Annotated in this window: 18 protein-coding genes; 8 read left to right on the forward strand and 10 right to left on the reverse strand. The window is 61.4% G+C overall.

Features of this window, described 5'->3' with window-relative positions; all coding sequences use genetic code 11:
- Positions 1 to 240: 240 nt before the first annotated feature.
- The 7 genes from peaA to FE851_RS16765 are packed head-to-tail and all read left to right on the forward strand — an operon-like array spanning position 241 to position 8,192.
- Positions 241 to 1,971, forward strand: coding sequence for a quinohemoprotein amine dehydrogenase subunit alpha (peaA, locus tag FE851_RS16735; RefSeq protein ID WP_145204903.1), 1,731 nt, complete (start codon positions 241 to 243; stop codon positions 1,969 to 1,971).
- Positions 1,968 to 3,422: a quinohemoprotein amine dehydrogenase maturation protein gene (gene peaB, locus FE851_RS16740; protein ID WP_145204906.1), complete on the forward strand. Its 1,455-nt coding sequence runs from the start codon at positions 1,968 to 1,970 to the stop codon at positions 3,420 to 3,422. The genes peaA and peaB overlap by 4 nt, the downstream gene beginning before the upstream one ends.
- Positions 3,419 to 3,778, forward strand: coding sequence for a quinohemoprotein amine dehydrogenase subunit gamma (gene qhpC / locus FE851_RS16745; RefSeq protein ID WP_145204909.1), 360 nt, complete (start codon positions 3,419 to 3,421; stop codon positions 3,776 to 3,778). Before peaB ends, qhpC begins: the two co-directional genes overlap by 4 nt.
- A gap of 8 nt (positions 3,779 to 3,786) precedes the next feature.
- The gene (locus FE851_RS16750; protein WP_145204912.1) at positions 3,787 to 4,875 is read left to right on the forward strand and encodes a YncE family protein; all 1,089 of its coding nucleotides are present in this window, start codon (positions 3,787 to 3,789) and stop codon (positions 4,873 to 4,875) included.
- 11 nt (positions 4,876 to 4,886) lie between these two features.
- Complete coding sequence (locus FE851_RS16755; protein ID WP_261371024.1) at positions 4,887 to 5,879, forward strand: hypothetical protein; 993 nt, start codon at positions 4,887 to 4,889, stop codon at positions 5,877 to 5,879.
- A complete protein-coding gene (locus FE851_RS16760; protein WP_145204918.1) occupies positions 5,876 to 7,579 on the forward strand; it encodes an ABC transporter ATP-binding protein in 1,704 nt (567 codons plus the stop codon). The genes FE851_RS16755 and FE851_RS16760 overlap by 4 nt, the downstream gene beginning before the upstream one ends.
- Positions 7,572 to 8,192 (forward strand): S8 family serine peptidase, encoded by a 621-nt coding sequence (locus FE851_RS16765; RefSeq protein WP_145204921.1) that lies wholly within the window; start codon positions 7,572 to 7,574, stop codon positions 8,190 to 8,192. Before FE851_RS16760 ends, FE851_RS16765 begins: the two co-directional genes overlap by 8 nt.
- On the opposite strand, the gene FE851_RS16770 is transcribed toward FE851_RS16765, so the two are convergent.
- The gene (locus tag FE851_RS16770; RefSeq protein WP_145204925.1) at positions 8,180 to 10,210 is read right to left on the reverse strand and encodes a tetratricopeptide repeat-containing sulfotransferase family protein; all 2,031 of its coding nucleotides are present in this window, start codon (positions 10,208 to 10,210) and stop codon (positions 8,180 to 8,182) included. The two genes, FE851_RS16765 and FE851_RS16770, sit on opposite strands and share 13 nt — an antisense overlap.
- A gap of 370 nt (positions 10,211 to 10,580) precedes the next feature.
- Here FE851_RS16770 and FE851_RS16775 point away from each other — a divergent pair, with 370 nt between their 5' ends.
- Positions 10,581 to 13,334, forward strand: a complete 2,754-nt coding sequence (locus tag FE851_RS16775; RefSeq protein WP_186378874.1) for a TonB-dependent receptor — start codon at positions 10,581 to 10,583, stop codon at positions 13,332 to 13,334.
- Between the two features lie 80 nt (positions 13,335 to 13,414).
- Here FE851_RS16775 and FE851_RS16780 read toward each other — a convergent pair whose 3' ends face one another.
- The 9 genes from FE851_RS16780 to FE851_RS16820 all read right to left on the reverse strand — a co-directional run bounded on the left by FE851_RS16780 (position 13,415) and on the right by FE851_RS16820 (position 23,460).
- Positions 13,415 to 13,921 (reverse strand): cytochrome C, encoded by a 507-nt coding sequence (locus FE851_RS16780; RefSeq protein WP_145204928.1) that lies wholly within the window; start codon positions 13,919 to 13,921, stop codon positions 13,415 to 13,417.
- A gap of 12 nt (positions 13,922 to 13,933) precedes the next feature.
- A complete protein-coding gene (locus FE851_RS16785; protein ID WP_019052330.1) occupies positions 13,934 to 14,479 on the reverse strand; it encodes a methylamine dehydrogenase light chain in 546 nt (181 codons plus the stop codon).
- 23 nt (positions 14,480 to 14,502) lie between these two features.
- Positions 14,503 to 15,105 carry a methylamine utilization protein MauD gene (locus FE851_RS16790; RefSeq protein ID WP_017183407.1) on the reverse strand — a complete coding sequence of 201 codons (603 nt, stop codon included), beginning with the start codon at positions 15,103 to 15,105 and terminating at the stop codon, positions 14,503 to 14,505.
- Positions 15,106 to 15,111: 6 nt separating this feature from the next.
- The gene (locus FE851_RS16795) at positions 15,112 to 15,642 is read right to left on the reverse strand and encodes a MauE/DoxX family redox-associated membrane protein (protein WP_145204931.1); all 531 of its coding nucleotides are present in this window, start codon (positions 15,640 to 15,642) and stop codon (positions 15,112 to 15,114) included.
- Between the two features lie 2 nt (positions 15,643 to 15,644).
- Entirely contained in the window at positions 15,645 to 16,820 is a 1,176-nt protein-coding gene (locus FE851_RS16800; RefSeq protein ID WP_186378875.1) for an amine dehydrogenase large subunit, read from the reverse strand.
- A 175-nt stretch (positions 16,821 to 16,995) separates the two neighbouring features.
- Positions 16,996 to 17,649, reverse strand: a complete 654-nt coding sequence (locus FE851_RS16805; RefSeq protein WP_095687299.1) for a TetR/AcrR family transcriptional regulator — start codon at positions 17,647 to 17,649, stop codon at positions 16,996 to 16,998.
- A gap of 111 nt (positions 17,650 to 17,760) precedes the next feature.
- Positions 17,761 to 18,867: a ThuA domain-containing protein gene (locus FE851_RS16810; protein WP_145204934.1), complete on the reverse strand. Its 1,107-nt coding sequence runs from the start codon at positions 18,865 to 18,867 to the stop codon at positions 17,761 to 17,763.
- A 91-nt stretch (positions 18,868 to 18,958) separates the two neighbouring features.
- The gene (locus FE851_RS16815; RefSeq protein WP_145204937.1) at positions 18,959 to 20,314 is read right to left on the reverse strand and encodes an efflux transporter outer membrane subunit; all 1,356 of its coding nucleotides are present in this window, start codon (positions 20,312 to 20,314) and stop codon (positions 18,959 to 18,961) included.
- On the reverse strand, positions 20,311 to 23,460 hold the full coding sequence (locus tag FE851_RS16820) for an efflux RND transporter permease subunit (RefSeq protein WP_145204941.1): 3,150 nt from the start codon (positions 23,458 to 23,460) through the stop codon (positions 20,311 to 20,313). Before FE851_RS16820 ends, FE851_RS16815 begins: the two co-directional genes overlap by 4 nt.
- Between the last annotated feature and the right edge of the window lie 2 nt (positions 23,461 to 23,462).

Genomic DNA, 23,462 nt, shown 5'->3' on the forward strand with positions numbered 1-23,462 from the left:
TGATTCCGGGCGGCCATTTCAGGATGCTGTCATACCGGGATCGGCGTGGCATCCCTCCGTGCGAGTGTTTTGATTAGGATTCGGAAGGGGGCGATCAGCCCGCTCAAAAAATCTTGATAGATGTCCAGTTTCCTATGGCGGATTTCCACTACGCCATACGTTTCCGAGACGATAGCGCACGGTGTGCGTCTGCCTGAGCTTGGGTTTCGCGCATCTTATGGTGCTTGTGGGGGAAACGGGGTGAAGCGGGTAACGGTCTCGAAATTCGGGTTGCTGGCGCTGTTTTCTACATCGATCCTGTTCGCGCAGGCCGATGGCGGGCCGGATGGCGCGCTTATGAAGGAAAGCGATCCGGGGATCCCGGTTGCAGACGCGCTGGTCAAGGAAAAATGCGGCACCTGCCACGCGCCCGATGCCAAGAGGAATTTGTCGCGGATCAGCTGGGTCCGCACCACGCCTGAAGGTTGGTCGCAGGCGATCAAGCGTATGGTCCGGTTGAATGGCCTGGCGATCACGCCCGAAGAATCGCGCGCTATCGTTAAATCCCTCTCCTCGTCGCATGGCCTGGCCCCGCAAGAGGCGCTGCCGGTCATGTATCTGGCCGAAAAGCGGATGATCGACGAGACCAATATCCCGAACGAAACCATGCGCGGGGCGTGCGCTGCCTGCCATAGCTTTGCCCAGCCCCTGTCCTGGCGGCGGTCGAAGCTGGAATGGAAGCAGTTACAGGATCTGCATGTCGCCATGTATTCGCAGGCGGACGCTCAATATCGCCGCCCGGCCGAGGATAGCGAGCAACCGGCGGGCCGCGATCCCAAGGACAAGATGCTGCGCGGCGAATATGCGCTTGGCTATCTGGCGAAGGCCGCGCCGCTGCACACGCCCGAATGGGCCGCATGGCAATCGCGCCAGAGCGTGCCGCGTCTGGCGGGCGAATGGCTGGTCGTGGCATCGGCGCCGGGGCAGGGGCGTTTCGTGGGCAGCTTCAGTATCAAGCCCGGCAAGGCAGCGGACGAATTCCTGACCAGCAGTGTGCTGCGCTCGCTCAACAATGGAGCGTCGGTGAACCGCAGCGGGGCAGGCATTGTTTACGCCGGTTATAGCTGGCGCGGATCGTCAAAAGGCGCGGCCGTCGCTGGCAGGCCCGATGATCTGGGCAGCGCCGCGCGCGAAACAATGTGGTTCGCGCCGGACCAGCAAAGCGCGGTGGGGCGCTGGTATTGGGGCGATTATCAGGAATTCGGGCTGGACGTAAAATTGACCCGCGCAACGGCTGCGCCAGCGGTGCTGGCCGTCATCCCCGGTTCGGTGAAGGCCGGGACCAGGGGCGCGCAGTTCCGCATCGTCGGCCACAATCTGCCCGCTTCGCTTACGCCCGCCGACATTGATCTGGGCATGGGCGTGACCGCGACCAGAATACTGTCGGCCAGCCCGCAGGAACTGGTGGTGATGGCCGACGTCGCCGCCGGGGCGGCGTCGGGACAGCGCAATGTCGCGGTCGGTGGCGCGGTGCTGGAACAGGCTTTCCCGGTCTACAGCAAGATTGATTATATCAAGGTGACACCGGAAACCGCCCTGTCGCGATTGGGCGGGATCAAATTCCCCAAAGGCTACGCCCAGTTCGAGGCGACAGGCTTCGAAAATGGCATCGACGGCAAGCAGGGGACGGCCGACGATATTGCAGTGGGGCCTGTCGACGTCACCTGGTCGACCCAGGAATATCTGGCGGTTTATTATGATGATGACGCCAAATATGTCGGCACGCTCAGTCCCGCGGCGCTCTTCACCCCCAATAGCGAGGGGCCGAACCCCGCCCGCCGCTTTGGTCGCAATAATTATGGCGATATTTGGGTCGTCGCCACGGCCAAGGCCGAAAAGGACAAGTTCGGCAAGCCGTTGACCGCCCGGTCATACATGGTTGTCGCCGTGCCCGCCTATCAGAAATGGGATCAACCGGAGGTGTCGCAATGACCCTGATGCAGGCACCCACCTATCGCCGGGCGGAATATCACGGCTTTGACGCAGGCGGCAGCGAATTCGTCTATCTGGTAAGCGCGGGCGCCATCTTCGAAATCGACACCCATGTCCGTGCGGTTCTGGACCGGCTTGATGGACAGGAACTTACCCACGCAGCGCTCGTGCGCGAATTGGTAGCGGAAGGCAGCACGGCGGAAGAAGCCGACGGGCTGGTGCGCGAATTGCGGCAGGCGCGGCTCATCCATCTGGGCCACGCCATGCCGGTTGCAGAGGCGCCCCAGGCTCCTCCGGCGGACTTTCCGTTGCAGGCGCTGGTGCTGAACGTCACCAATCAGTGCAATCTGGCCTGCACTTATTGCTACGAATTCGGCGCGGACAAGATCGCGACGCCAGCGGGCAAACCCAAATATATGACGCTTGAAACGGCGATGGCGTCGGTCGATCTGCTGATCGCGGAGGCAATCGGCCGCAAGTCGGTGCACATCACCTTCTTTGGTGGTGAGACCTTGATGAATTTCAAGCTGTTACGCGATGTTGTGGCCTACGCCAATGAAGCTGCGAACGCAGCCGGCAAGGACATCACCTACAGCCTCACGACCAACGCAACGCTGCTGACGCCGGAGATTGTCACCTTCCTGTCGGACAATCGCATCGGCGTGACCGTATCGATGGACGGCCCGCCGGAATTGCAGGACAAGCATCGCGTCTTCAAGAATGGCAAGGGCAGCTATGCGGTGATCGAGCCGCGCCTACGCACGCTGATCGCGCATCACAAGACGCGGGCCATCACCGCGCGGGTGACGCTGACCGAAGGTGTGACCGATGTCGTCCGCATCTTCCGCCATCTGAAGGATGATCTGGGCTTTCACGAGGTCGGCTTCGCGCCGGTGACGACGGGGGAGACACGCGCCTATTCGCTGGACGGCAACGGCATGGATAGCGTGCTGGCGCAGTTCAACAGCCTAGCGGACGAGTGGCTGGAATATGCCCTGCGCGGGGAGTCGCACGGCTTCACCAATGTTAGCGAAACGATCAGCGAGCTGATTTCAGGCGTCAACAAATCGCACCCCTGCGGCGCTGGGCTGGGGCTGATGGGGGTCAGTCCTTCGGGCGACCTGTCGCCCTGCCATCGCTTCACGGACGCTGACACGCATAGCATGGGGCATGTCTCCAGCGGCATCGACCGCGTCAAGCAGGGCGATTTCCTGGCCAAGGGGCATGTCCAGGCGAAATATGACTGCCAGAGCTGCTGGGCGCGGCCGCTTTGTGCGGGCGGATGCCATCATGAAGCATTTGTCCGCTATGGCGATACCGGCCACGCCAACCTCCATTATTGCGACTGGATACGCCAGTGGACCGACACCTGCCTGCGTATCTACGGCGTGTTGTCGGTGCGTAATCCGGGCTTCCTGGAACGCTTTGCCGAGAGAAAGGGGTTGTCATGAAGCATCTTCGCGCCATCAATAAAAAGGCGCAGCGGATCGACGAGGCCGTGACGCAGATGGAGGCAGCCGCTTCCCCTCATGCGGACATGGAGGAGGATGTCGTCGCCCTTCAGCAGACACCGCGTCCGCATGTGCCGATGGGTTGTTCGCTCTCCTTTTCCCCTGGCTGGGAAGTCGATGCCAGTGGCGGGACGGCGGGGCTGTGCCAGCCGGTCGAGCGCGATATTTATGATTGCTACGTCACCTGTTTCTGGCCGGTTCAGGTGCCCGATCATGTCAACTACTCGCCCGACTGGGCCAGTAACTGCGCTACCGCGACCAAGGATTGGCGCAATCTCGATCTCGTTTTCCCATGAGGGCCGCCATGCATAAATTTCGTCTGATGCTGGGCCCTGGCCTGGCGATGCTGGGCGCTGCGCCCATGCACGCAGCTACGCTGTTCATGGGCTCCTATCCCGACCGCCTGCTGGTGTTTGAAGAAAGCAAGGGGGCAGTCACCGGCACGATCAAGCTGGACACCGGCCTGCCCACGTCGATGCAATTGTCCGACGATGGCAAGCGCATCTATGTAACGACCATCACCACCGGCGGGATCGAGGTGATCGACACCGCGACGCGCAAGGTGATCAACAAATTCAGCCTGAATGACGGCACCACCCGCTATCGTTTCTGGGGCGGAGTACCCGATCCTACGGGTCGCTATTTCTACACTGTCCTCTCCAAATTCGATAAGGGCATAGACCGCTATACCGTCAGCAAGCCCATGTATGGCGTCATCGACCTGAAACAGCAAAAGGTCGTCCGCACGGCCGATCTCGACAAGGAGGATGAACGTTCCGGCAGCTGGCGCGCGGGGTACAAAGTGTCGCCAGACGGCAAAACGCTCTACGCCTTCGGGGAAAAGGTCGCGATCATCGACCTGGCGACGCTGAAGGTGACGGACCGGATCGACCTGGCCAAGCCGGAAGGCACCGGCATGGAAAATGTCGGCTTTGGCGGCACGTTGGACGCTATCCGTACACCGGGGCAATATGTGGCGCTGTTCAATGCCGCCGACACCTATGTCCATAACAAGATGTTCGGCCTGGCGCGCTTCGATTTGTCGACCCGGCAGTTTGATTTTACCCCGATCGGCCCTGCACCAGACGCGATGGCCGGACTACAGGTTACGCCCGACGGCAAGCAGGCCTACACCGTCGTCACCAACGGCAAATATGGCAATAAGCGCTGCGAATTCTGGCATATGGACATGGCCAGCAATGCCGTGGTCGACAAGGCGGAGTTCCCATGCCGGTCGCGTTTCCGCCTGGGCATGTCCATCGATGGCGCGAAACTATATATTTACGGCGCGAGCTATGATCTGGAAGTCTATGACGCCCGAACGCTCAATCATGAGGTGACGCTGGATCTGGGCTATGACACCACTGGCGCGGGCATGGTCGCAGTGGAATGAGGCAAAGGCGCTTGATCGTCGGCATCCGGGGCAGCGGGATTGCGGCGACGACATGTGCACATCTATTACATGGAGCGGGCCTTCGGGTCGCAAGCGAAGCCGCTCATCGCACGCCGGTGCCGACGATCCTGTTGAGCGATCCCGCTCTGGCGCTACTGCGCGACGTGTTCGAGCGGCCCGGCCTCTTTGCCGATAGCCCCAGGATCAAGCGTCGAGTGATCGCATGGGGCGGTGCGCCGGTGGCGGTCCCCCACAGCGCGGCTCTGGTGTCGGAAGAAGCGGTGCAGGCGGCGTTGGCCAGCGACAAGCCTGCCGCAGGGCCCGTGCCGGTCGATTTCTCCATTCACGCCGCGCCGCCGCAGCCATCGGGCGAGATGCGTATCTTTGGTGATCGCAACGCCGTCGCCGCGAAGATCCGCTTGCGTGACCCGGCTTGCGCGCAGGAGGGCAGGGTAGAGGCGGTACCGGATGGCTGGCTGTTTCTGGTGCCCGCCGGAACGGGGGAAGGCTGGTTGCTGGGGGTAGGCGGGTCGCTGGACGACCTGCTGGCGCAGAGCGGATTGATTGCGCCAGTGGTCGACGCCGTCGGGGCGGCCTCCATGCCCTTTCTCGCAGCACCGCGCCTGCATCTGCCCCTGTGCGGCGACGACTGGCTGGCCAGCGGAACCGCAGCATTGGGCTTCGATCCACTCTGTGGCGATGGCACCGCGCAATCTGTGCGGGAGGCGATACTGGCCTCCGCCGTGCTGATCGGCATAGCAGAGGGCGGCGATCGCGCGGCATTGCTGACCCATTATCAGTCCATGCTGATCGCGGCGATGCGGCGGCATCTGGCGCTCTGCGCGCAATTCTACGCCAGCGGCGGGACGGGTGACTGGTGGCGGGCGCAACATGATGCATTGATGGACGGGCATCGCTGGTGCACCGGCCTGCTGGCAAAGATGCCGGAGCCAGCCTTCGTGCTGGACGGGTTCCGGCTGGTGCCCCGGCAGCAGGCGGCATGAGTGGCGCAACGCCCACGCCGGTTGCCGACTGGAGCGCTTACAAGCGACTAAGCCCCTTCCTGCGGCCCTATCGCGGCGCGCTGATGGTGGTCCTGGCGATCAGCCTTGTGTCGACCGCGCTGGGGCTGGCGCAGCCCTATCTGTCCAAATTGATGATCGACCAGGCGCTTTTGCGACGAGATATGGGCGCGCTGGTACGGATCGCCGCGATCATGATTGGCGTGACCGTTGCCGGGTTCGCGGTCAACATCCTCGCCAGCTATCGCTATGTCGCCCTGTCGGCGGCGATGCTCTATGATATTCGCGCGGCCCTACTGCGCCATCTCCAGACGCTTTCGCCACGCTTTTACGGCAGTTTCCGGCTGGGCGACCTCGTATCGCGGATGAACAGCGACGTAAGCGATGTGCAGCGGATCGCGTCCGATACCATGCTATCGGTCGTCAGCAACCTGCTCTTCTTCGTCGGCTGCGTGGCCATGATGCTGTGGCTCGACTGGCGGCTGTTCCTGGTAAGCGTCGTGCTGGTCCCGGCAAGTCTCGCGACATTCGCTTACTATCAGCGGCGGTTGACCGCGCTGACCCGTGACATGCGGGAAAAGGGCGCGGACCTGGGTAGCTTGCTGGGCGATACGGTCATGGGTATGCGGGTGGTCGCTTCGCTACGCGCAGGCGAGCATGAAGTCGGACGCTTCCAGCGGAAGAATGATGCCTTTGTCGGCGCAATGTTGCGGATGCAGGTCGCCTCCTACATGACTGGCGCGTTGCCCGGCACGCTGATGACCGCCGCGACATCGGCGGTGATCCTCTATGGCGGCTGGCGCATCATCGAAGATGGCATGAGCATCGGTACGCTGGTCGCGTTCATGACCTATCATATGCGGCTGCTATCGCCGATCCAGACGCTGATGGGGCTGACGTCTGGCCTCGCGTCGGCACGGGTGTCGCTGGGGCGGATATTCGAACTGTTCGATACCAGGGCCGATGTGGTCGAGTGCGCCGATCCAGTGCCGCTGGAGCGGGCGCAAGTGATCCGGTTCGACCGGGTGGCGATGCGTTATGATCGTGATGTCGTGCTGCGCGAAATAGACCTGACGATAGCAGCGGGCAGCCTGTGCGCGATTCTTGGACCGAGCGGAGTGGGAAAATCGACCATGGCGGACCTGATGGTGCGCTATCTTGATCCCGATGCCGGGCGCGTGATGGTCAATGACCGTAACCTGCGCGACTATGCGCTTGACGATGTGCGGCGGGAGATCATTCTGGTCGACCAGTCGCCCTATCTGTTTAACGATACGATCGCGGCGAATATCGGCTTTGCGCTTCCCGACGTGCGACAGGCCCAGATAGAGGCTGCGGCCCATGCGGCGGGGCTGGACGATTTTATCGCGCGGCTGCCGCTGGGGTACGACACGCGGGCGGGGGAGCGTGGCATGGCATTGTCGGCGGGGGAGCGACAACGGATCGTTCTCGCGCGGGCATTGCTGCGCTCGCCCAGCATCCTGATACTCGACGAGCCGACATCGGCGCTGGACGGGGAAACGGAGCAATTGATAGCTGGTCGGCTGCGCGGGGCGTTGCCCGATGCGACCATCATCATCATCACGCACAAGCCTGCCATGGCGCAACTGGCCGACATGATCGTGACGCTGACGGACGGGCGCGCTAGGGTAGAGCGGCGCGGTGAGCCGGTTCATGCCTGATCCGGTACGGATCGCGATCATCGACAGCGGGGTGCATCCCGACCATCCGCATATTGATGCCGCGCGCCTATTGTCGGGCTTTTCCGTGGCGCGCGATGGCAGCTTTACCCAAGGCGATACGCTGGACGATCTGGGCCATGGCACGGCCGTAACCGCTGCCATCATGGATCAGGCGCCGGATGCCTTATGCCTGCCGATCCGGGTCTTTCATGCGGCGCTTCGCGCCAGTGCGCGGGCGCTCGTCAGCGCGATTGATCTGGCGGTCGAGGCGCGGGTCGATCTGATCAATCTCAGTCTTGGGACCGTCAATCCGGCGCACAGCGCGGCTTTTGCGGCAGTAGTGGAGCGGGCCAGGGTTGCAGAAATTCAGATTGTCGCGGCGCGCGATGTTGACGGACAGGCCTGCTATCCGGGCAGTCTCGACGGGGTACTGGGCGTCACCCTCGATTGGGATTGCCCGCGTGGAATCTATTCTGTGACGGAAGGGGTCATCCATGCCAGCGGACATCCGCGGCCGATTCCCGGCGTCGAACAGCGGCGCAATCTTCATGGGGTGAGTTTCGCGGTCGCCAATGTCAGTGGGATCATAGGGCGGGAGCGTCAGGCCGGATAGGCTTCTATCTCCGGCCCCAGCGCCTCTTCCAGAGGACCGAGCCAGGGCGCGAAATGCCGCCAATGATCGACGCCATCAGTGAAGATCGGCTGACGCACCTGTTCCGAACTCGCGGTGCGAACTGCCCGCTCCGTCCGCCAGAAGGCAAGGCATGCCTCCTCGAACGGCAGGCCAAGATAGTCGAGCAGCCGCGCGACTTCGCCGGGCGTGTCGGCGACCATATGTTCATAATGCACACGGTGGACATGGCCGGGCGCCGCCGCATCGAACGCGCTCATCAGCGCCACATAATCGCGATAATAGCGACCGATCTCGCTCAAATCGTAAGTAAAGGCCTGACCGCGGGCGAAATGCTGTTTCCATCCCGAAAAGCAGCAGCCCATCGGATGGCGACGCGCGTCAATGATCTTGGCGTTCGGCAGGATCAGCCGGATCAGGCCAACATGCTGCCAATTATTGGGCATTTTGTCGATGAAACGGGGCTTGTCGCTCTGGCGGTGAACGCGGGTGCGATCGATATATTCCTCGCCCAGCCGTTGCCGGTCGGCTGGCGTCAGCGACGCGATCATCGTGGAGAAATCGGGGAATTCGCCTTCATCGATGCGCGATTGCAGACGGCTGGCGATGATCATCATCTCCGGCAATTCCATCGTCCCCTCAACCTGACTGTGGCTGGAAAGTATCTGTTCGACCAGCGTGGAGCCGGACCGGGGAAGGCCGACCACAAAGACGGGATCGGGCGCAGCGGCGCCCCCCTTTCCCATTCGCGTGAGGAAGGCGGCAGTAAAGCAGGCTTCCGTTGCCTTGACTTCCGCGGCAAATTCATCGGCATCATAGGATAGCAGCGAGCGGCGCAGGCGGTTGCCGCGATCATAATGACCAAAGGAAGCGGCATAATCGCGCGCATCCTCCAGCGCCTTGCCGAGTGAAAAATGGAGGTGGAAGATGTCCGCGCTCCGTGCCGCCTCCTCCGGCGCCAGCATCGACAGCGCCTGTTCCATCACGGCAATATCCGCTGCGTCGAGCTTGACGGTCTTGAGATTGGCAAGGCTCCACCAGGCTTCGCCCATGGTCGGCAGATAGCGCACCGCCTGGCGATAGGCATGAATTGCGTCCGCCTGCCGTCCCAGCGTCTTGAGCGCATGGCCGAAATTCTGCCAGAGTTGCGGTTGATCCGGCTTTTGTGCCAGCAGCCCTTCATAGATGGCGGCCGCCTGCGCCTGATCGCCCAGCCGCACCAGCACCGAAGCACGCAGCAGCGCATAGCCCGGATTGTCGAGCGGAGATTGCGCCAGAATATCCGCGTGGGCAAGCGCGTCGGTCAGGCGGTTGTTCTGGAGCAGCAGCCGGATCAGGAAATCGCGCGCCAGATCGAAGCCGGGGGCGGTGGCGACAGCGCGTTCGACCAGTATCAGCGCAGTGCTCATGTCCCCGCGACGCCAGTGAATTTCGCCCAGCAATCGCGCGGCGGCGGGATCATCCGGCAACCGGCCGAGCCGCGCATCCAGAATCGCTGCGGCATCGTCCAGGCACCCCTCATTCATTGCCACCGCTGCTTCAAGCAGGTCGCGGTCGCGTGATGAGGCATGGATGCCCGACAGGTCTGCGCGCCACGCTTGGTCGTTGCGGCCCACTTTCCGCAATTCGCGCGCCAGCCGGAACCAGCCGCTCGCCACACCGGCTTGTTGGCGGACCAGGCGTTCCAGCGCGGCGATAGCCTGCGCACTATCGCCCGTGTCGCTTGCTGCCTGCGCAATTTCCCATAACAGGGCGGGCACGTTCGGCTGGCGACGGGCAAGCGCTGCAAGCCGCGAGAGAGCGGCGTCTGGCTGGCCCAAGCGCCGCAAAGCCTGGGCAGCGACCAGTTCTGCGGGCGGCAGGCCGGGGGCTTTTGTCAGTATCTCTTCTGCATGCGCCAAAGCTTCCGCCGGCCGGGTGTCCAGCAGCTTGGCAGCGCAATCCACCGCCACGTTCAGTGCGCGGGAAGGGGGGACCGGCGGGTGCGAAGCAGCGTCCATGGAGGCTTTTACTTCCTTTCTCGTTTGCACAATGAACAGGATATTGCAGTTGCGCAACAACAGGAGCGACCGAAGGGCGGGAACAGTAAAATTAGGCTGTTGACTCCTGCCATCGTTACAGCATTATCAAACTTGGACAAGCGTACGAAATAGCGAAAGTCCAAGGGGTATACAGGTAAATTGTGATGCCATGCCGTCGTTCGGCAGGTCTGGAGGCGTGCGCCGTTTCCGGTCGTGGGGCTGTTTTGCCCTTGCGAAATTCGGCTTGTGACACGCCAGCTGAAAATACGCTGCAATGCGTCATAATCGCGCGGGATAACCGCGATTTTGGGAGAGTGGAGGGCATCTTTTCAAGGGGGAGTCCAACACTATGAAAATTCCGTCTCGTCGCCGGTCGCAACTTGTGAAGATATTGGGCGTGACCACCATATTGGCCGGGCTGGGCGCTACAGGCATGGCGCGCGCGGCCAGTGCCGTTGCTGACCAAGCCGCTGATCCAGCCATGACATCACCTGCCGATGACGCGGGCGGTGGCCTCACTGAAATCGTCGTCACGGCGACCCGCAGTGCGCAGAGCATCCAGAAAGTGCCGATTTCCATGCAGGCGCTGGGTGCTGAAACGCTGGCGGAGCGGCAGGTCAAGGGCTTGAGCGATTTTGCCACGCTGTTGCCGTCCGTATCGTTCGAGGGGATCGGGCCAGGCCGCAACACCGCCTTTTTCCGCGGCATCGTGCCAGCGGGCGGCGCCTATGCCTCGGTTGGTTATTATCTAAACGACATTCCAATCACGGGCACGGAAGTGCCCGACATCCATGCCTATGATCTGGAGCGCGTAGAAGCGCTGGCCGGGCCGCAGGGCACGCTTTATGGCGCGGGATCGCTGGCCGGCACCATCCGCATCATCACCAACAAGCCCAATATGGACAAGTTCGAGTTCGGTTATGATGTCGAGGCCAATAAATATGGCAAGGGCGACTTTGGCGGCCAGTTGGAATCCTACATCAACGTGCCGTTAAGCGACACATTAGCGGTCCGCGCCATGGGCTATTACCGGCGTGATGGCGGCTATATCGACAATAAGCCCAATAACGGATTGCTCAACAATGGGGATCCGGCCGTTTATACGCTGGGGGATGAAAACCCGGCGACCTTCTTCAATCTCGACAATTCCGACATCGCCAAGGATGACTATAATAGTATCAAGGAATTTGGCGGTCGCGTCCAATTGCTGTGGGAGCCGGTGGATGGCTGGTCGGTCGCGCCCGAAATCACCGCGCAAAAGCAGGTCGCCAACGGCTATTTCGGCTTCGATCCGCGCGTCGGCGATCTGGAAGTGCATGATTATGACAAGACCAGGAATGACGATCGCTGGTATCAGGCGGCGCTCAGCATCCATGGTCATATCGGCGACTGGGACATTGTTTCGGCGACCGGCTATTTCAAACGTAGGACGCGAACGCTCAACGACTATACTTATTATACAGTCACTTATGACGGTTTCGGGCCGGGCTACGAAAGCTATTTGCAATTTTTCGATAATTGCACCGGGTCGGGCGCATCACAGCAATGTTCGCTGATCGACCCGACGCAATATTATCATGCCGATACGCACCGCGACAAATTTACCCAGGAATTACGTCTGTCGACGCCCAAGGATTGGCCGTTTGACGTGACGATCGGTGGTTTCTACCAGCGGCAGAAGAATAAGACGAACACCTATTATGCGATTCGCGGGCTGGATACGATCACGGGCTATACCCAGACCGGCGGCGGCGATGTGGCTGGCGGATTGATCGGTGTGCCGGCTATGTTTGCGATTGATTATGATCAGGATGGCTTGCCTGACACTGAGGATGATAGCGTACCCTACTTCACCGACACCGTGATCAATCCAAACGGCAATCCGCTCGGCACGATGCTTCTGGGAACACAGGCGGTAAAGGGCGATGGCTTCTACGCTGTCGAGCAGAACCAGCTTTACCATGACAAGGCGATCTTCGCCGAAGGCCATTATAATATCACGCCGACACTGAAACTGACCGGCGGCATTCGTTATTTCTGGACCGATTATGCGGTCAAGGGCTTTGCCGGTGTCGCAGGGTCTGCGGCGAATACGGTCACGTCGGTCTTTGTCCCGACCGGGGAAATGGGTTGCCCGACTCCGCTCCCAGCCGAGCGGCTGCAATGCCTCAACACCAATTTCCGCGCGACCGACCAGACCGGGCGCTATAAGGAAGATGGCGAGACGCACAAGGTCGCGCTCGACTGGCAGTTCCAGCCCAACAAGATGGTCTATTTCAATTATTCCACCGGCTTCCGCCCCGGCGGTTTCAATCGTCCACTGCGCATCCGCAACTTCGGCCCGGTCGATGTCGCTCCGTTCAAGTCCGAAACGCTCACCAATTTCGAACTCGGCGTCAAAACGACCTGGAACAACATCTTCCGCTTCAATGCAGCGGTCTATTACGAGAAATGGAATAATATCCAATATGGTGTCGTGGTGTCGGGTGCGCAGGGTGCGGGCATGACCGGCAATGCGGGCAAGGCGGTGGTCAAGGGTATCGAATATGATGCCGACCTGAAGCTGGGCAAGGTGACGATCTCGACCTCCGGTGCCTATAATGACGGCAAGCTGAAGGGCAATTTCTGCAACTTCGCGCTGGACAAAGATACATCGACCATCTCCCAACTATCGAGCTGTACGCTAGGTCAGGATGTGCCCGAATCCAGTCCACCAACGCCGCAGGTCGCTGCTGCCAATGGCACCCGCCTGCCACGCCAGCCCAAGTTCAAGGGCACGACATCCATCCGCTACGACACCTATATGGGTGACTATAGCGCCTATGTGCAGGGCGCGGCGCTCTACCAGACCGGAGCGACCCAGGATCTGAACGTCGATAATAATGCGCTGCTTGGCAACACAAAGGGCTTTGTCAGCTTCGACTTTTCCGGCGGCATCAAGAAGGACAGTTGGAGCGTGACGCTGTTCATCCAGAACGCCTTCGACAAGCGTGGCCAGCTGACCAAAAATACTTTCTGTTCGATCGACTTCTGTTCCGGGTCGTCGCGTACCTTCACCATCAAGCCGCAATTTTTCGGCATCCGCTTCGGTCAGAAATTCTGAGCGCCTGCTACTGACTTGATAATGCCGCCGGACCAGCGATCCGGCGGCATTATTCTTACCAATTCGGTTATGAAATCCTTTTATTCCTGCCCCGGATAGAGCCGTCGCATGGCGGTTGGCGCGCCGCACTTGCGGATTGCAGCCTCGACATAGCGGGCGCGCTCGGCCTTCAGCGAAACGGATGTCAGCGCGAACTGGCGTTCGTGCGCCACCTCTTGCGCCGTGAAAGGCTTGGCGCCCTTTGGCACGCTGGCCCCGCCCAGGCCAAAGACCATGTAATTGACCAGATCGGCAAGCTGTTGATTGTCCTTGATCCGGCTGTGCGCGATATTGGGCAGGCGGATAAGATAGGCCCGCGATTGCGGGGTACACATGAACCAGCCAACCCGCCCGCGCAATTCGGGCAATAGCGCGGGTGCAGCGCTGCCCTGAACGCCATGACAGCCACCGCAATGTTCGGCATAGTCGGATCGCGCAAGGTCAGGATCGGTGATCGCGGCGGGTAGCGGACCCAATGGCGGCAGCGCGGCGCGGCCAATACCGACCGCGCCGATCAGGAACAGCGAACCAAGAACAAGCCTGCGCATCGCCGCCCGATCCTAGCTGGCGGATCCTACCAGCACCGCGGTCGAACAATGATACTCCATGCTGGTCGTACCGAAGCACCAGATCACATCATTGTTGAGTTGCGGCACATAGAGTTGGGTTTCGCGGTCGGTATTGTCGCAACCGCACTGCCCGCAGGCCGGTTTGCCGCAACAGTCGCGATAGGCGATGAGATAGGCTTTGCCGTCGTCCGGGTTGATGCAGGTGCCCACCCAGGACACGGGCGAAGGCTCGGCCCCCGGCGGGCAACTGTGGATGCCGCCGCCGCAGCATGTGCACAGCGCTCCGTCGATGGCGCAATAGCGCCAATAGTCGCACTTGGTGTCGTCTTTCGTCTGGGCGTTGCGCGCGAAACCGGTCTTGCCTTCCGGTGACCGGTCTGGCTTGGCTGCTTCGGCGCGACTGACCGGCAACAGAGGAAAGGCGGGCGCCGCCACCAACGCCGCCCCCAGTCGCGACAACATGGAACGGCGCGACGTGCCGCCCGCCAGCTTGCGCAACAGGCGTTCCCCCATGGCGTCGGCGTCAAATTTCTTCATCTCACTGACCCCCTATATGCCGCTCAGGCAGCCTGCGCCTTTAACGATCCGATATAATCCTGCACGGTCTTGATCCCCATCTCATGGGCCACGATCAGACTTTCGAGATGTTCGCGGCTGTTGACCAGTCCTTTGGACAGGATCGTCCCCTCCGCGTCGATCAACACCGCATAGGGCAACTTCGCGACGCCGAAGGCCTGTCCCACTTCAGGGCCATTCACGAATGGATAAGCCTCCAGCCCGTGCTGCGCGATCATCGCGCGCTGGGCCGCGGCATCATCGTCACCGACGAAACTGAGCGCGACACGCTCGTCGCGGGCAAAGGATTTCGCCATCGGAATGATTGATTTGCACAGCGGGCATTGCGCGGACACGAACATCAGCAGGCGCAGCGGTATGTCAGGGGCGTGCCCGCCGATCGTTACCGGGCCGCCGTCCAGCAAGCGCGCATCGACCTTGACCGTGGCGTCGCCCACCGCCGGGCCACCGCCGGTCGTCAATGCACCGGCAGGCGCAACGCGAATGTGCAGCACGCCGACCTGACGCGCGATCGCGAGCAGCGCCACGCCAAAGCCAAGGATCATGATCCACGACAATATTTGCGAGACAATGAGCGATGTCATCATGATTGCTTATCTCCGGTGGGCGGCGGGCAACGCGAGGAGCGCGCCGATGGAATTGCAGAGTAGATAGGCCAGATAGAGTGCGACACCGCCGACCATGGCCGTGGCAATGTCCATCGCGCCGAGCGGTGGCGCGTCCCATAGGCGCGGCACCAACAGTGTCGCCAGTACGGCGTTGCGGCCAACCAGCGACCAGCCTATCGGATGGCGCAGTTGCGATCGGCCACAGCCGCAATCGATATGGGTTCGGCCACGCCGGATATTGATCGCCATCGCCGCCCCGAACAATATCAACAGCAGGATCGCCAGCAGTAGCGGCAGCGGCCATCCACCCGCGATCAGTGCCGCGCCAATCAATATTTCGGCGATCGGCAGGATTGTCGCGGCGGGTGCCACCAGGCCGTTGGGGAGTAGGCGGTAGTTGGCGATCACGCCGGGCAACAGGATGCGATGGCGCAGCTTTTCAAAGCCCGCGATCAGCAGGATGAGTCCAACGCCTACCGATGCGGCCAGTCCCATGATTGCCAGCCCCAGCTCCATGGTCAGGACGGGTCCGCAACCGTGATGGTGCTGCCCCCGGCTCTTTCTATCTTGTGCTTTTCTTCACCCGTCGCGACGTCGACGACAATGGCGTTGCCGCCTTCGCCGTTCATGAACAGCATCGGCTTGTCGGTCTGCGACACCTCGATATTGTTCATCGGTTCCTTGAGCGTGCGCCGCTTGACGACCTTTTGCGTGGCCAGATCGACCTCCCACACTTCGGTGCCGGACGCCTTGTGCGACCAATATTCGCCCATATGCATCAGTACGAACAAATGGCCGGACGGTCGATGCAGCGCCATGGGCTGGCGACCGCCCGGATACCAGTTGAGCTCCAGCGGCTTGGTTTCGCCCGGACGGATGCCGGCAGCTGCCTGGATCGAGAAGGGCGCAGAAATGGTCTGCGTCGGACCCAGCTTGGCCTGATAAATCTGGCCAGTATAGGTCAGGAAGGTCGTTTCCTTCTTATGCTTGTCATAGGTGAAATTGTCGAAGATCGGGTCGTCGGTCGCCGAAAAGAAGGGCGCGCTATGGGTGATGTTCGCCTTGGTCCCCTTGATCGCGACCGTTGCCAGCGATCCGTCCGAGCAAAGGGCGGAAAAGCCAACGCCCGGATTGGGCATCATGCTGGCGCAACCGGGCAGTTCCACGGCGGTTACGAACTTACGCTTGACCAGATCGACGATATTCACCCCGGACACGGGGCTGAAATCATAGACATAGGCGGTCTTGCCATCGTCGCTGACGATGAAATTATTCTTCCGCGCGCCAATCAATATGCGGCCCGGCAGCGGGACTTCGGTGATCAGGTTCAATGTCTGGCTGTCATAGACAGAAACCATGTCCTGCCGCGTGCCGCGATCGCCCTTCGACCAGATGGTTTCGGCGACATAATAATATTTCCCCGCTGGATCGATCGCGAAATCGGCCAGGCGGCGGGTTTCAACCATGCCCTTCATCTTGCCGGTTTCGCCGTCGAAGATGCTAGTGCCCGGCATGTCCCAACCGCCATCCACAAAGAACCAAGTTGGTTTGGGCGGAGTGATACTCAGGACGTCAGACGTTTCCATTTCCAGCGCCGCGCCGGTATCGGCGGGCGCGGCCTGCGTCGGGCCGGCGAGCAGTGCCCATCCCCATGCGGCAGCAGCGAACAATCCCCGGGCGGCGGTCTTCGGCATCTGGCGTGATCCCCCTTGATCGTGCGGACGGCGGGGCTGACTCATCGGGTCTGTACGCCGGCGTCTGCGCAAAGATTGGACAGCTGTCCGGTATTGGTCAAGGGGTTTCGGGGGCGGAACGGAAATATATTTTGCAATGCAGCAATATGGTGCCCATTTGGCCGGTTTGTTCGCTCTAGGCGGCCTCTGTCATCAACCCTTCAAGATCCCGCGATGTCACCGTTTTGGCCAGCTGGATCAACGACGTCGCGGCAAGCGCGGTAAAGGCCGGCATTTTGTGCGCCCATGGTTTGCCATAGCCCAGAAACGGGGTGGATCCTTCCATCGACGCGCTGATGAACAGGGCGACGCTATGCACTTCGTCGGCGGTCAGGTCCGGGTTGAGCTCAGCGACATATTCGCCGATGGCGCGATGCACCCGTTCGTAAAAGGCGCGCACCCGATCGGCGACGAAATCGCTATGATTGGCCAATGCCCATAATTCGGTGAATAAATGGGTGGTGCGCTTGCTCTGTATATCATCCAGGCACAGGATGATGACGCGCCGTAGCCGTTCTTCGACCGTCAGGCCCGGCTTGCGCACCATCTGGTCCATCATCGCGCCATAGGAATCGACCAGTTCGTCCAGCATCACTTGGATCAGCATTTCCTTGCGCGGGAAATGATAGCTGACATTGCCGACCTTCATATCACAGCGCGCGGCGATTCGGCGCAGGGTGAAGGCGTCCGCCCCTTCGTCGATCAATACCGCCAGCGCTGCCTTGAGGATCTGGTCGACCGTTTCGGTCCCGCGTGCGTATATGCCGGGACGGGTGGGTGAGGATGTCATGTCACTATCTGCCTTGCGCCGCTCCTATCATCCAATAGGACCGGTGGCCACCCTTTGCCGCCATTTCGGGCGGAGGCATGATGTCATCTGTCGCGTTTTTGCCCGGCTGGCCTACCCCTTGGCCCTGCATGGTGCGTTGCGATTGGCGGCCCAGCCGATGGCGCTTTCGAGCAGGCTGACATGCTGCGCCTGGCTGTAACTTTCGGGCAAATGGCCAATGGCCGAATAGAAAATACGGCCTTTGCCGATGCAGTTTGTCCAGGCCAGCGGGTGATCGCCCATCCGCAAGCCATCCTCCAGCTTGTAGCTGCTCTCATCCAGGGTCAGCAGCACATCGGCGCCAGCCGTGCGCGGGTTGGTACGGAAAGAATACCATTCGTCGGTCATCCGCCATTCGGCGGGCAGCGCGCTTGCCAGAGGATGCGCCTTGTTCACCGCAATGCGCGCCTCCTGAAATTGTGGATGGGATGGATGCCCCTTGAACCGCGCGCCGATCAGCCTGTCCGCATACCAGTCCCAGAAATACACCGGGTCGCCCGCCGTGCCATGCATGCCCACAAAACCGCCACCGCGCGCCAGATAGGCCTGAAGCGCCTTGCGCTGCGACAATGTCAGCACGTCGCCGCTGGCATTGTTCCAGATGACAGCGTCAAATGTGCGCAGCGTGCCGGGATTGAATGCGCCACCCTTGTCGGTGACGACCATCGACCAGCCCATGCGCCTGGCCATGCCCAGCAATGCCTTGCGCGCTGCATCAACCGATGGTCCGTCGCGAAAACCGTTGATCTTTTCAAACAGCAGCAGTCGCGGACGGCCAGCGGGCAGCGCGAATGTGGGCACATCATTGTCGTATCGGGCGCAGCGTGCCGCTTTTTCCGCATCGGTCACCGGCAGCGCCTTAAGCTCAGCCTCAATCGCGGCGACCTTGTCAGGCTTGATCTGGAGCATGCCGACGGCTTCACGAAGCGACAGGATTGCAGAGAAGCTTGGCGGCGTCGTGCCGGTAAAGAAAGGCGGCAATGTATCGATCCGGCCGGGAACGACTTTGTCCACCACGCTCCGTGCCGCAGGGCTACGCAATATGTCGATCAGCGGCGTTGCCGTCGAAAACGGCATATCGCGCAACGGGCAGTCGATCACAGGTTTGGCGATGGCAGGCATTGCCGATATGGAAGCCAGCGCTGCGACACAGCCCAGAAATGCCTGCCTGATCAGCACCGGGCGACGGTCCTTGTCAAATATAGTTCGTTTCCCAGGGACTAGGCCGGGCAAAAACCATGGTCAACCCGAATTATGATAGCGCTATCTTTTACTGGTCGGCGGCGATGACCCTGTATAGCCGCAGCCGGTTGCTGGCGAGCGCAAGGTCCGTGGCGATTGCGGTCCGCTTTGCGCTATAGAGCGCCCGCTGGTTGACGAGCGTGTTCAGGAATGTGTCGATTCCCGACCGGTATCGCTGTTCGGACAGATCATAGGCGCGCTGGCTGGCGGCGACCAGACGGCGTTGAGCCGCCTGTTGCGCGTCGATCGTGCCGTCGCGCGCCAGCCCGTCGGCGACTTCGCGAAAGGCGGTCTGGATCGCTTTTTCATATTGCGCCAGCGCCAGGTCGCGCTGGGCCTTGCTATAATCCAGATTGCCGCGGGCGGGGCCGCCAAATATCGGCATGGTCGCGGACGGGCTGGCCGACCAGGTGAAGGCATCGCCGGTAAAGAGCGAAGACAGCGCCGAACTGGCAATGCCGATCGCCGAGGTCAGGCTGATTTTCGGAAACATCGCCGCGCGTGCCGCGCCGATATTGGCATTGGCGGCCTTGAGCTGATGCTCGGCCTGCAAGATGTCGGGCCGCTGGAGCAGCATGTCGGACGACAGACCGGCGGGCACTCTTGCTATCCCCGCGATCAAGCCATCAAGCGAGGTCGGAAGCAACGCATCCTCGATTGGGGCACCGACCAGCAGGTCCAGCGCATTGCGGTCCTGCGCCACCTGCGTCACATTGACGGCGACGTCCGACGCCGCCTGTTCCACTATGGTTTGCGCCTGAAAGACATCCAGCTTGCCGCTCAGCCCCGCGCCGTTGAGCGATTGGGTCAGCTTCAGGCTGCGCTCTGCATTGGCGAGCGTTTGGCGGGACAGGTCCAGCAATCCCCGATCCGCAGCCAGCGTTGCATAGGCCGTGGCGGTTTCCGCGATCAGGGCGATGCGCGTGGCGCGGGCGCCCTGCTGCGTAGCCAGATAATTTTCCAGCGCTGCTTCGCTCAAGCTGCGGACCCGACCGAACAGGTCAATTTCGAAGGCGCTGATGCCGATGTCGGCGCTATAGCTGTCATTTTGCCGGGTGACGTTCGCCCCCGCATCACCCGTCAGCGTTGGCAGTTGGGCCGCGCGCTGTACCCGATATTGGGCGCGCGCCGACATTATGTTGGCCAGCGCCGCGCGCAGGTCGCGATTATTGGCCAGCGCCCGTTCGATCACGGTGCACAGCGCCGGATCGCTGACGACTTGCCCCCAGGCCAGTCCTGGCTGCACGCCAACCTGGGCAGGCGCATAGGCTTCACCCGTCGGGAGCATCGCCGGGATCGGCGGGGCAGGGCGCTTATAGGCCGGAGCCATGGTACAAGCTGCCAGCATCAACCCAGCGACCAAAGGAAGCGCGGTACGGTTCATGCGGGCACTCCGGCAGCGGGCGGGGCCGGATCGGGCTTGGTCGGCCGGTCATTGCCGAACAGCCGGGCGATGGTGACGAAGAAGAGCGGCACGTAGAAGATCGCCAACACCGTCGCCGTCACCATGCCGCCCACCACTGCCGTGCCGATCGCGATACGGCTCTGCGCGCCCGCGCCTGTGGCGACGGCGAGCGGGACGACCCCTGCGATGAAAGCCAGACTGGTCATCAGAATTGGCCGGAACCGCAGCCGCGCCGCCTCCAGCGCCGACGACAGGGCGTCCTTGCCCTGCCGATGTGCCAGTTCGGCAAATTCGACGATCAGGATCGCATTCTTCGCCGCCAGCCCCATGGTGGTCAGCAGCCCGACCTGAAAATAGATATTATTCTCCAGCCCGCGCGCCCACACCGCAACCACTGCGCCTATCAGACCCAGGGGAATGACCAGCAGTACGGCAAAGGGGATCGACCAGCTTTCATACAGCGCGGCCAGGCACAGAAAGACGATGAGCACGGAAAGCGCATAAAGCAACGGCGCTTGCCCGCCCGACAATTGCTCCTGGTAGGACAGGCCGCTCCAGGCATAGCTGGTGCCGGCGGGCAGTTGCTTCTGCAATTCGACGATCCGGTCCATCGCTTCGCCCGAACTCGCGCCGGGGCCAGCCTGTCCCTGAATTTCATAGGCGGACTGCCCGTTGAAGCGCGCAACGGTGGTCGGTCCCATCGTCCAGTGGCTGGTGGCGAAGGCGGAGAAGGGAACCATCTCGCCGGTCACGTTCGACCGCACCATCCATTTGTCGAGATCGCTCGGCAGCGCGCGATAGGGCGCATCAGCCTGCATATAAACACGCTTCACCCTGCCGCGATCAACGAAATCATTGACGTAGCGGCTACCCCAGGCGGATGTCAGCACATTATCGACATCGCTTTGGGTCAGCCCCAGAACGGCCAGTTTTTCGGAATCGATATCGACCTTGAGCTGTGGCGTATCCTCCAGCGTGGCGGCGCGCACGCCTGCAAGCTGCGGGTCCTTCTGCGCAGCGGCCAGCAACTGATCGCGCAACTCCAGAAAGCGCGCGCGCGACAGCCCGCCGCTATTGAGCAGTTCAAAGGTGAAGCCGTTGGACTGGCCAAGGCCGCGAATGGCAGGCGGCGTCATCGCCAGCACCCGCGCATCGCGGATGGCGGCAAGCTGCTTGTTGGCCCGCCCGACAATTGCATTGGCGCTGTTTATGGCGCCCGGCCGATCGCCCCATGGCGCCAGATTGATGAAGCCCTGCGCGGTATTTTCGCCCTGGCCTGCAAAGCTGAAGCCGGTCATGACGAAGGCGAAGGAGATATTGTCCTTCTCGTCATTCAGGAAATAATTCTGCATCTGTTCCACCGCGCGAGCGGTCCGACTGGATTTCGCACCGGCGGGCAGGGTCATTTGCACCATCACCTGGCCCTGATCCTCCACCGGCAGAAAGCTGGTGGGCAGCCGGACGAACAGCAGGACAAGGATGGCCAGAATGACCACATAACCACCCCAGAAAAGCGTCCGCTTGCCCAGCATGCGCGTCGTACGGCGAACATAGCCATCGGTGAGTCGATCAAACCAGCGATTGAACTTGCCCGACCAGCCCTGTTTCCGCCGTTCCTCTGCAATGGGTTTCAGGATCGTGGCGCACAAGGCCGGGGACAGAATCAGCGCCACCAGCACCGACAGCAGCATGGACGACACGATCGTGATCGAAAACTGGCGATAGATTACGCCCGTCGATCCGCCGAAAAAGGCCATGGGCAACAATACGGCCGACAGGACGAGCGCAATGCCGACCAGTGCGCTGCCAATCTCCTCCATCGACTTGATCGTCGCCTCGCGCGCCGACAGCCCTTCCTCCTCCATGATGCGCTCGACATTTTCGACAACGACGATCGCGTCGTCGACCAGCAACCCGATCGACAGCACCATGCCGAACAGGGTCAGCGTGTTGATCGAATAGCCAAATAGCGCCAGCACGCCGAATGTGCCGAGCAGCACGACAGGAACCGCAATCGTCGGAATCAGCGTCGCGCGCCAGCTTTGCAGGAACAGGAACATCACGACGACGACCAGCAGCACCGCCTCGATCAATGTCTTGACGACTTCCTCGACCGACAATTTGATGAAGGGCGTCGTGTCGCGCGGGAATACGATCCTGTAGCCGTCGGGCAGGTTGGTCGACAGCGTCGCCACCCGCGCCTTGACCAGTTCCGCTGTCTTGAGCGCATCGGCCCCCGGCGCCAGCTGCAACGCCATGCCCGACGCTGGATGACCGTTCAGTTGGGCCGCAGTAGTATAGCTTTCATTGCCCAGTTCGACCCGCGCGACGTCGGACAGATGGACGATGGACCCGTCGCTCTGTGTCTTGACGATGATGTTGCGGAACTGCTCGGGCGTCTGCAGCCGCGCCCGCGCCGTGACAGTCGCGTTGAGCTGTTGCCCGGCAGGGGCGGGATCAGCGCCGATCTGCCCGGCGGACACTTCGACATTCTGCGCGGCGATCGCGCTCTGCACGTCGGACGGCATCAGCTTGACGGCGGCCAGCTTGTAGGGGTCGAGCCAGATCCGCATCGCATATTGCGATCCGAATATCTGGGACGATCCCACGCCGTCGATCCGCGCGATCGAATCCTGGAAATGATTGACCAGATAATCGGAAATGTCGGACTGCGAAGCCCGGTTGGTCTCATCATAAAGGCCGACCAGCATCAGGAAGTCGGTCTGCGACTTGGTGACGGTCAACCCCTGCTGCTGCACGGCGTTGGGCAAGCGACTGAGCGCTTGCTGCACCTTGTTCTGCACCTGCACCTGCGCCGTGTCCGGGTTGGTGCCCTTCACGAACGTCACCGTGATCGACGAACGCCCGGTCGAGGAGGATGAGGATGAGAAATACATCAGCCCGTCGATGCCGGTCAGTTGCTGTTCGATGACCTGGGTAACGCTGGTTTCAACGGTTTCGGCGGACGCGCCGGGATAGGTCGCGTTGACGCCGACCGACGGCGGCGCAATGTCGGGATATTGGGCGATCGGCAGCGACAGCATGGCCCCGATGCCCGCGATCATCACGCCGATGGCGATGACCCAGGCGAAAATCGGCCGTTCGATGAAAAAGCGACTGAGCAAGA

Source organism: Sphingobium sp. B2, assembly GCF_007693735.1.
GTDB classification, from domain to species: domain Bacteria; phylum Pseudomonadota; class Alphaproteobacteria; order Sphingomonadales; family Sphingomonadaceae; genus Sphingobium; species Sphingobium xenophagum.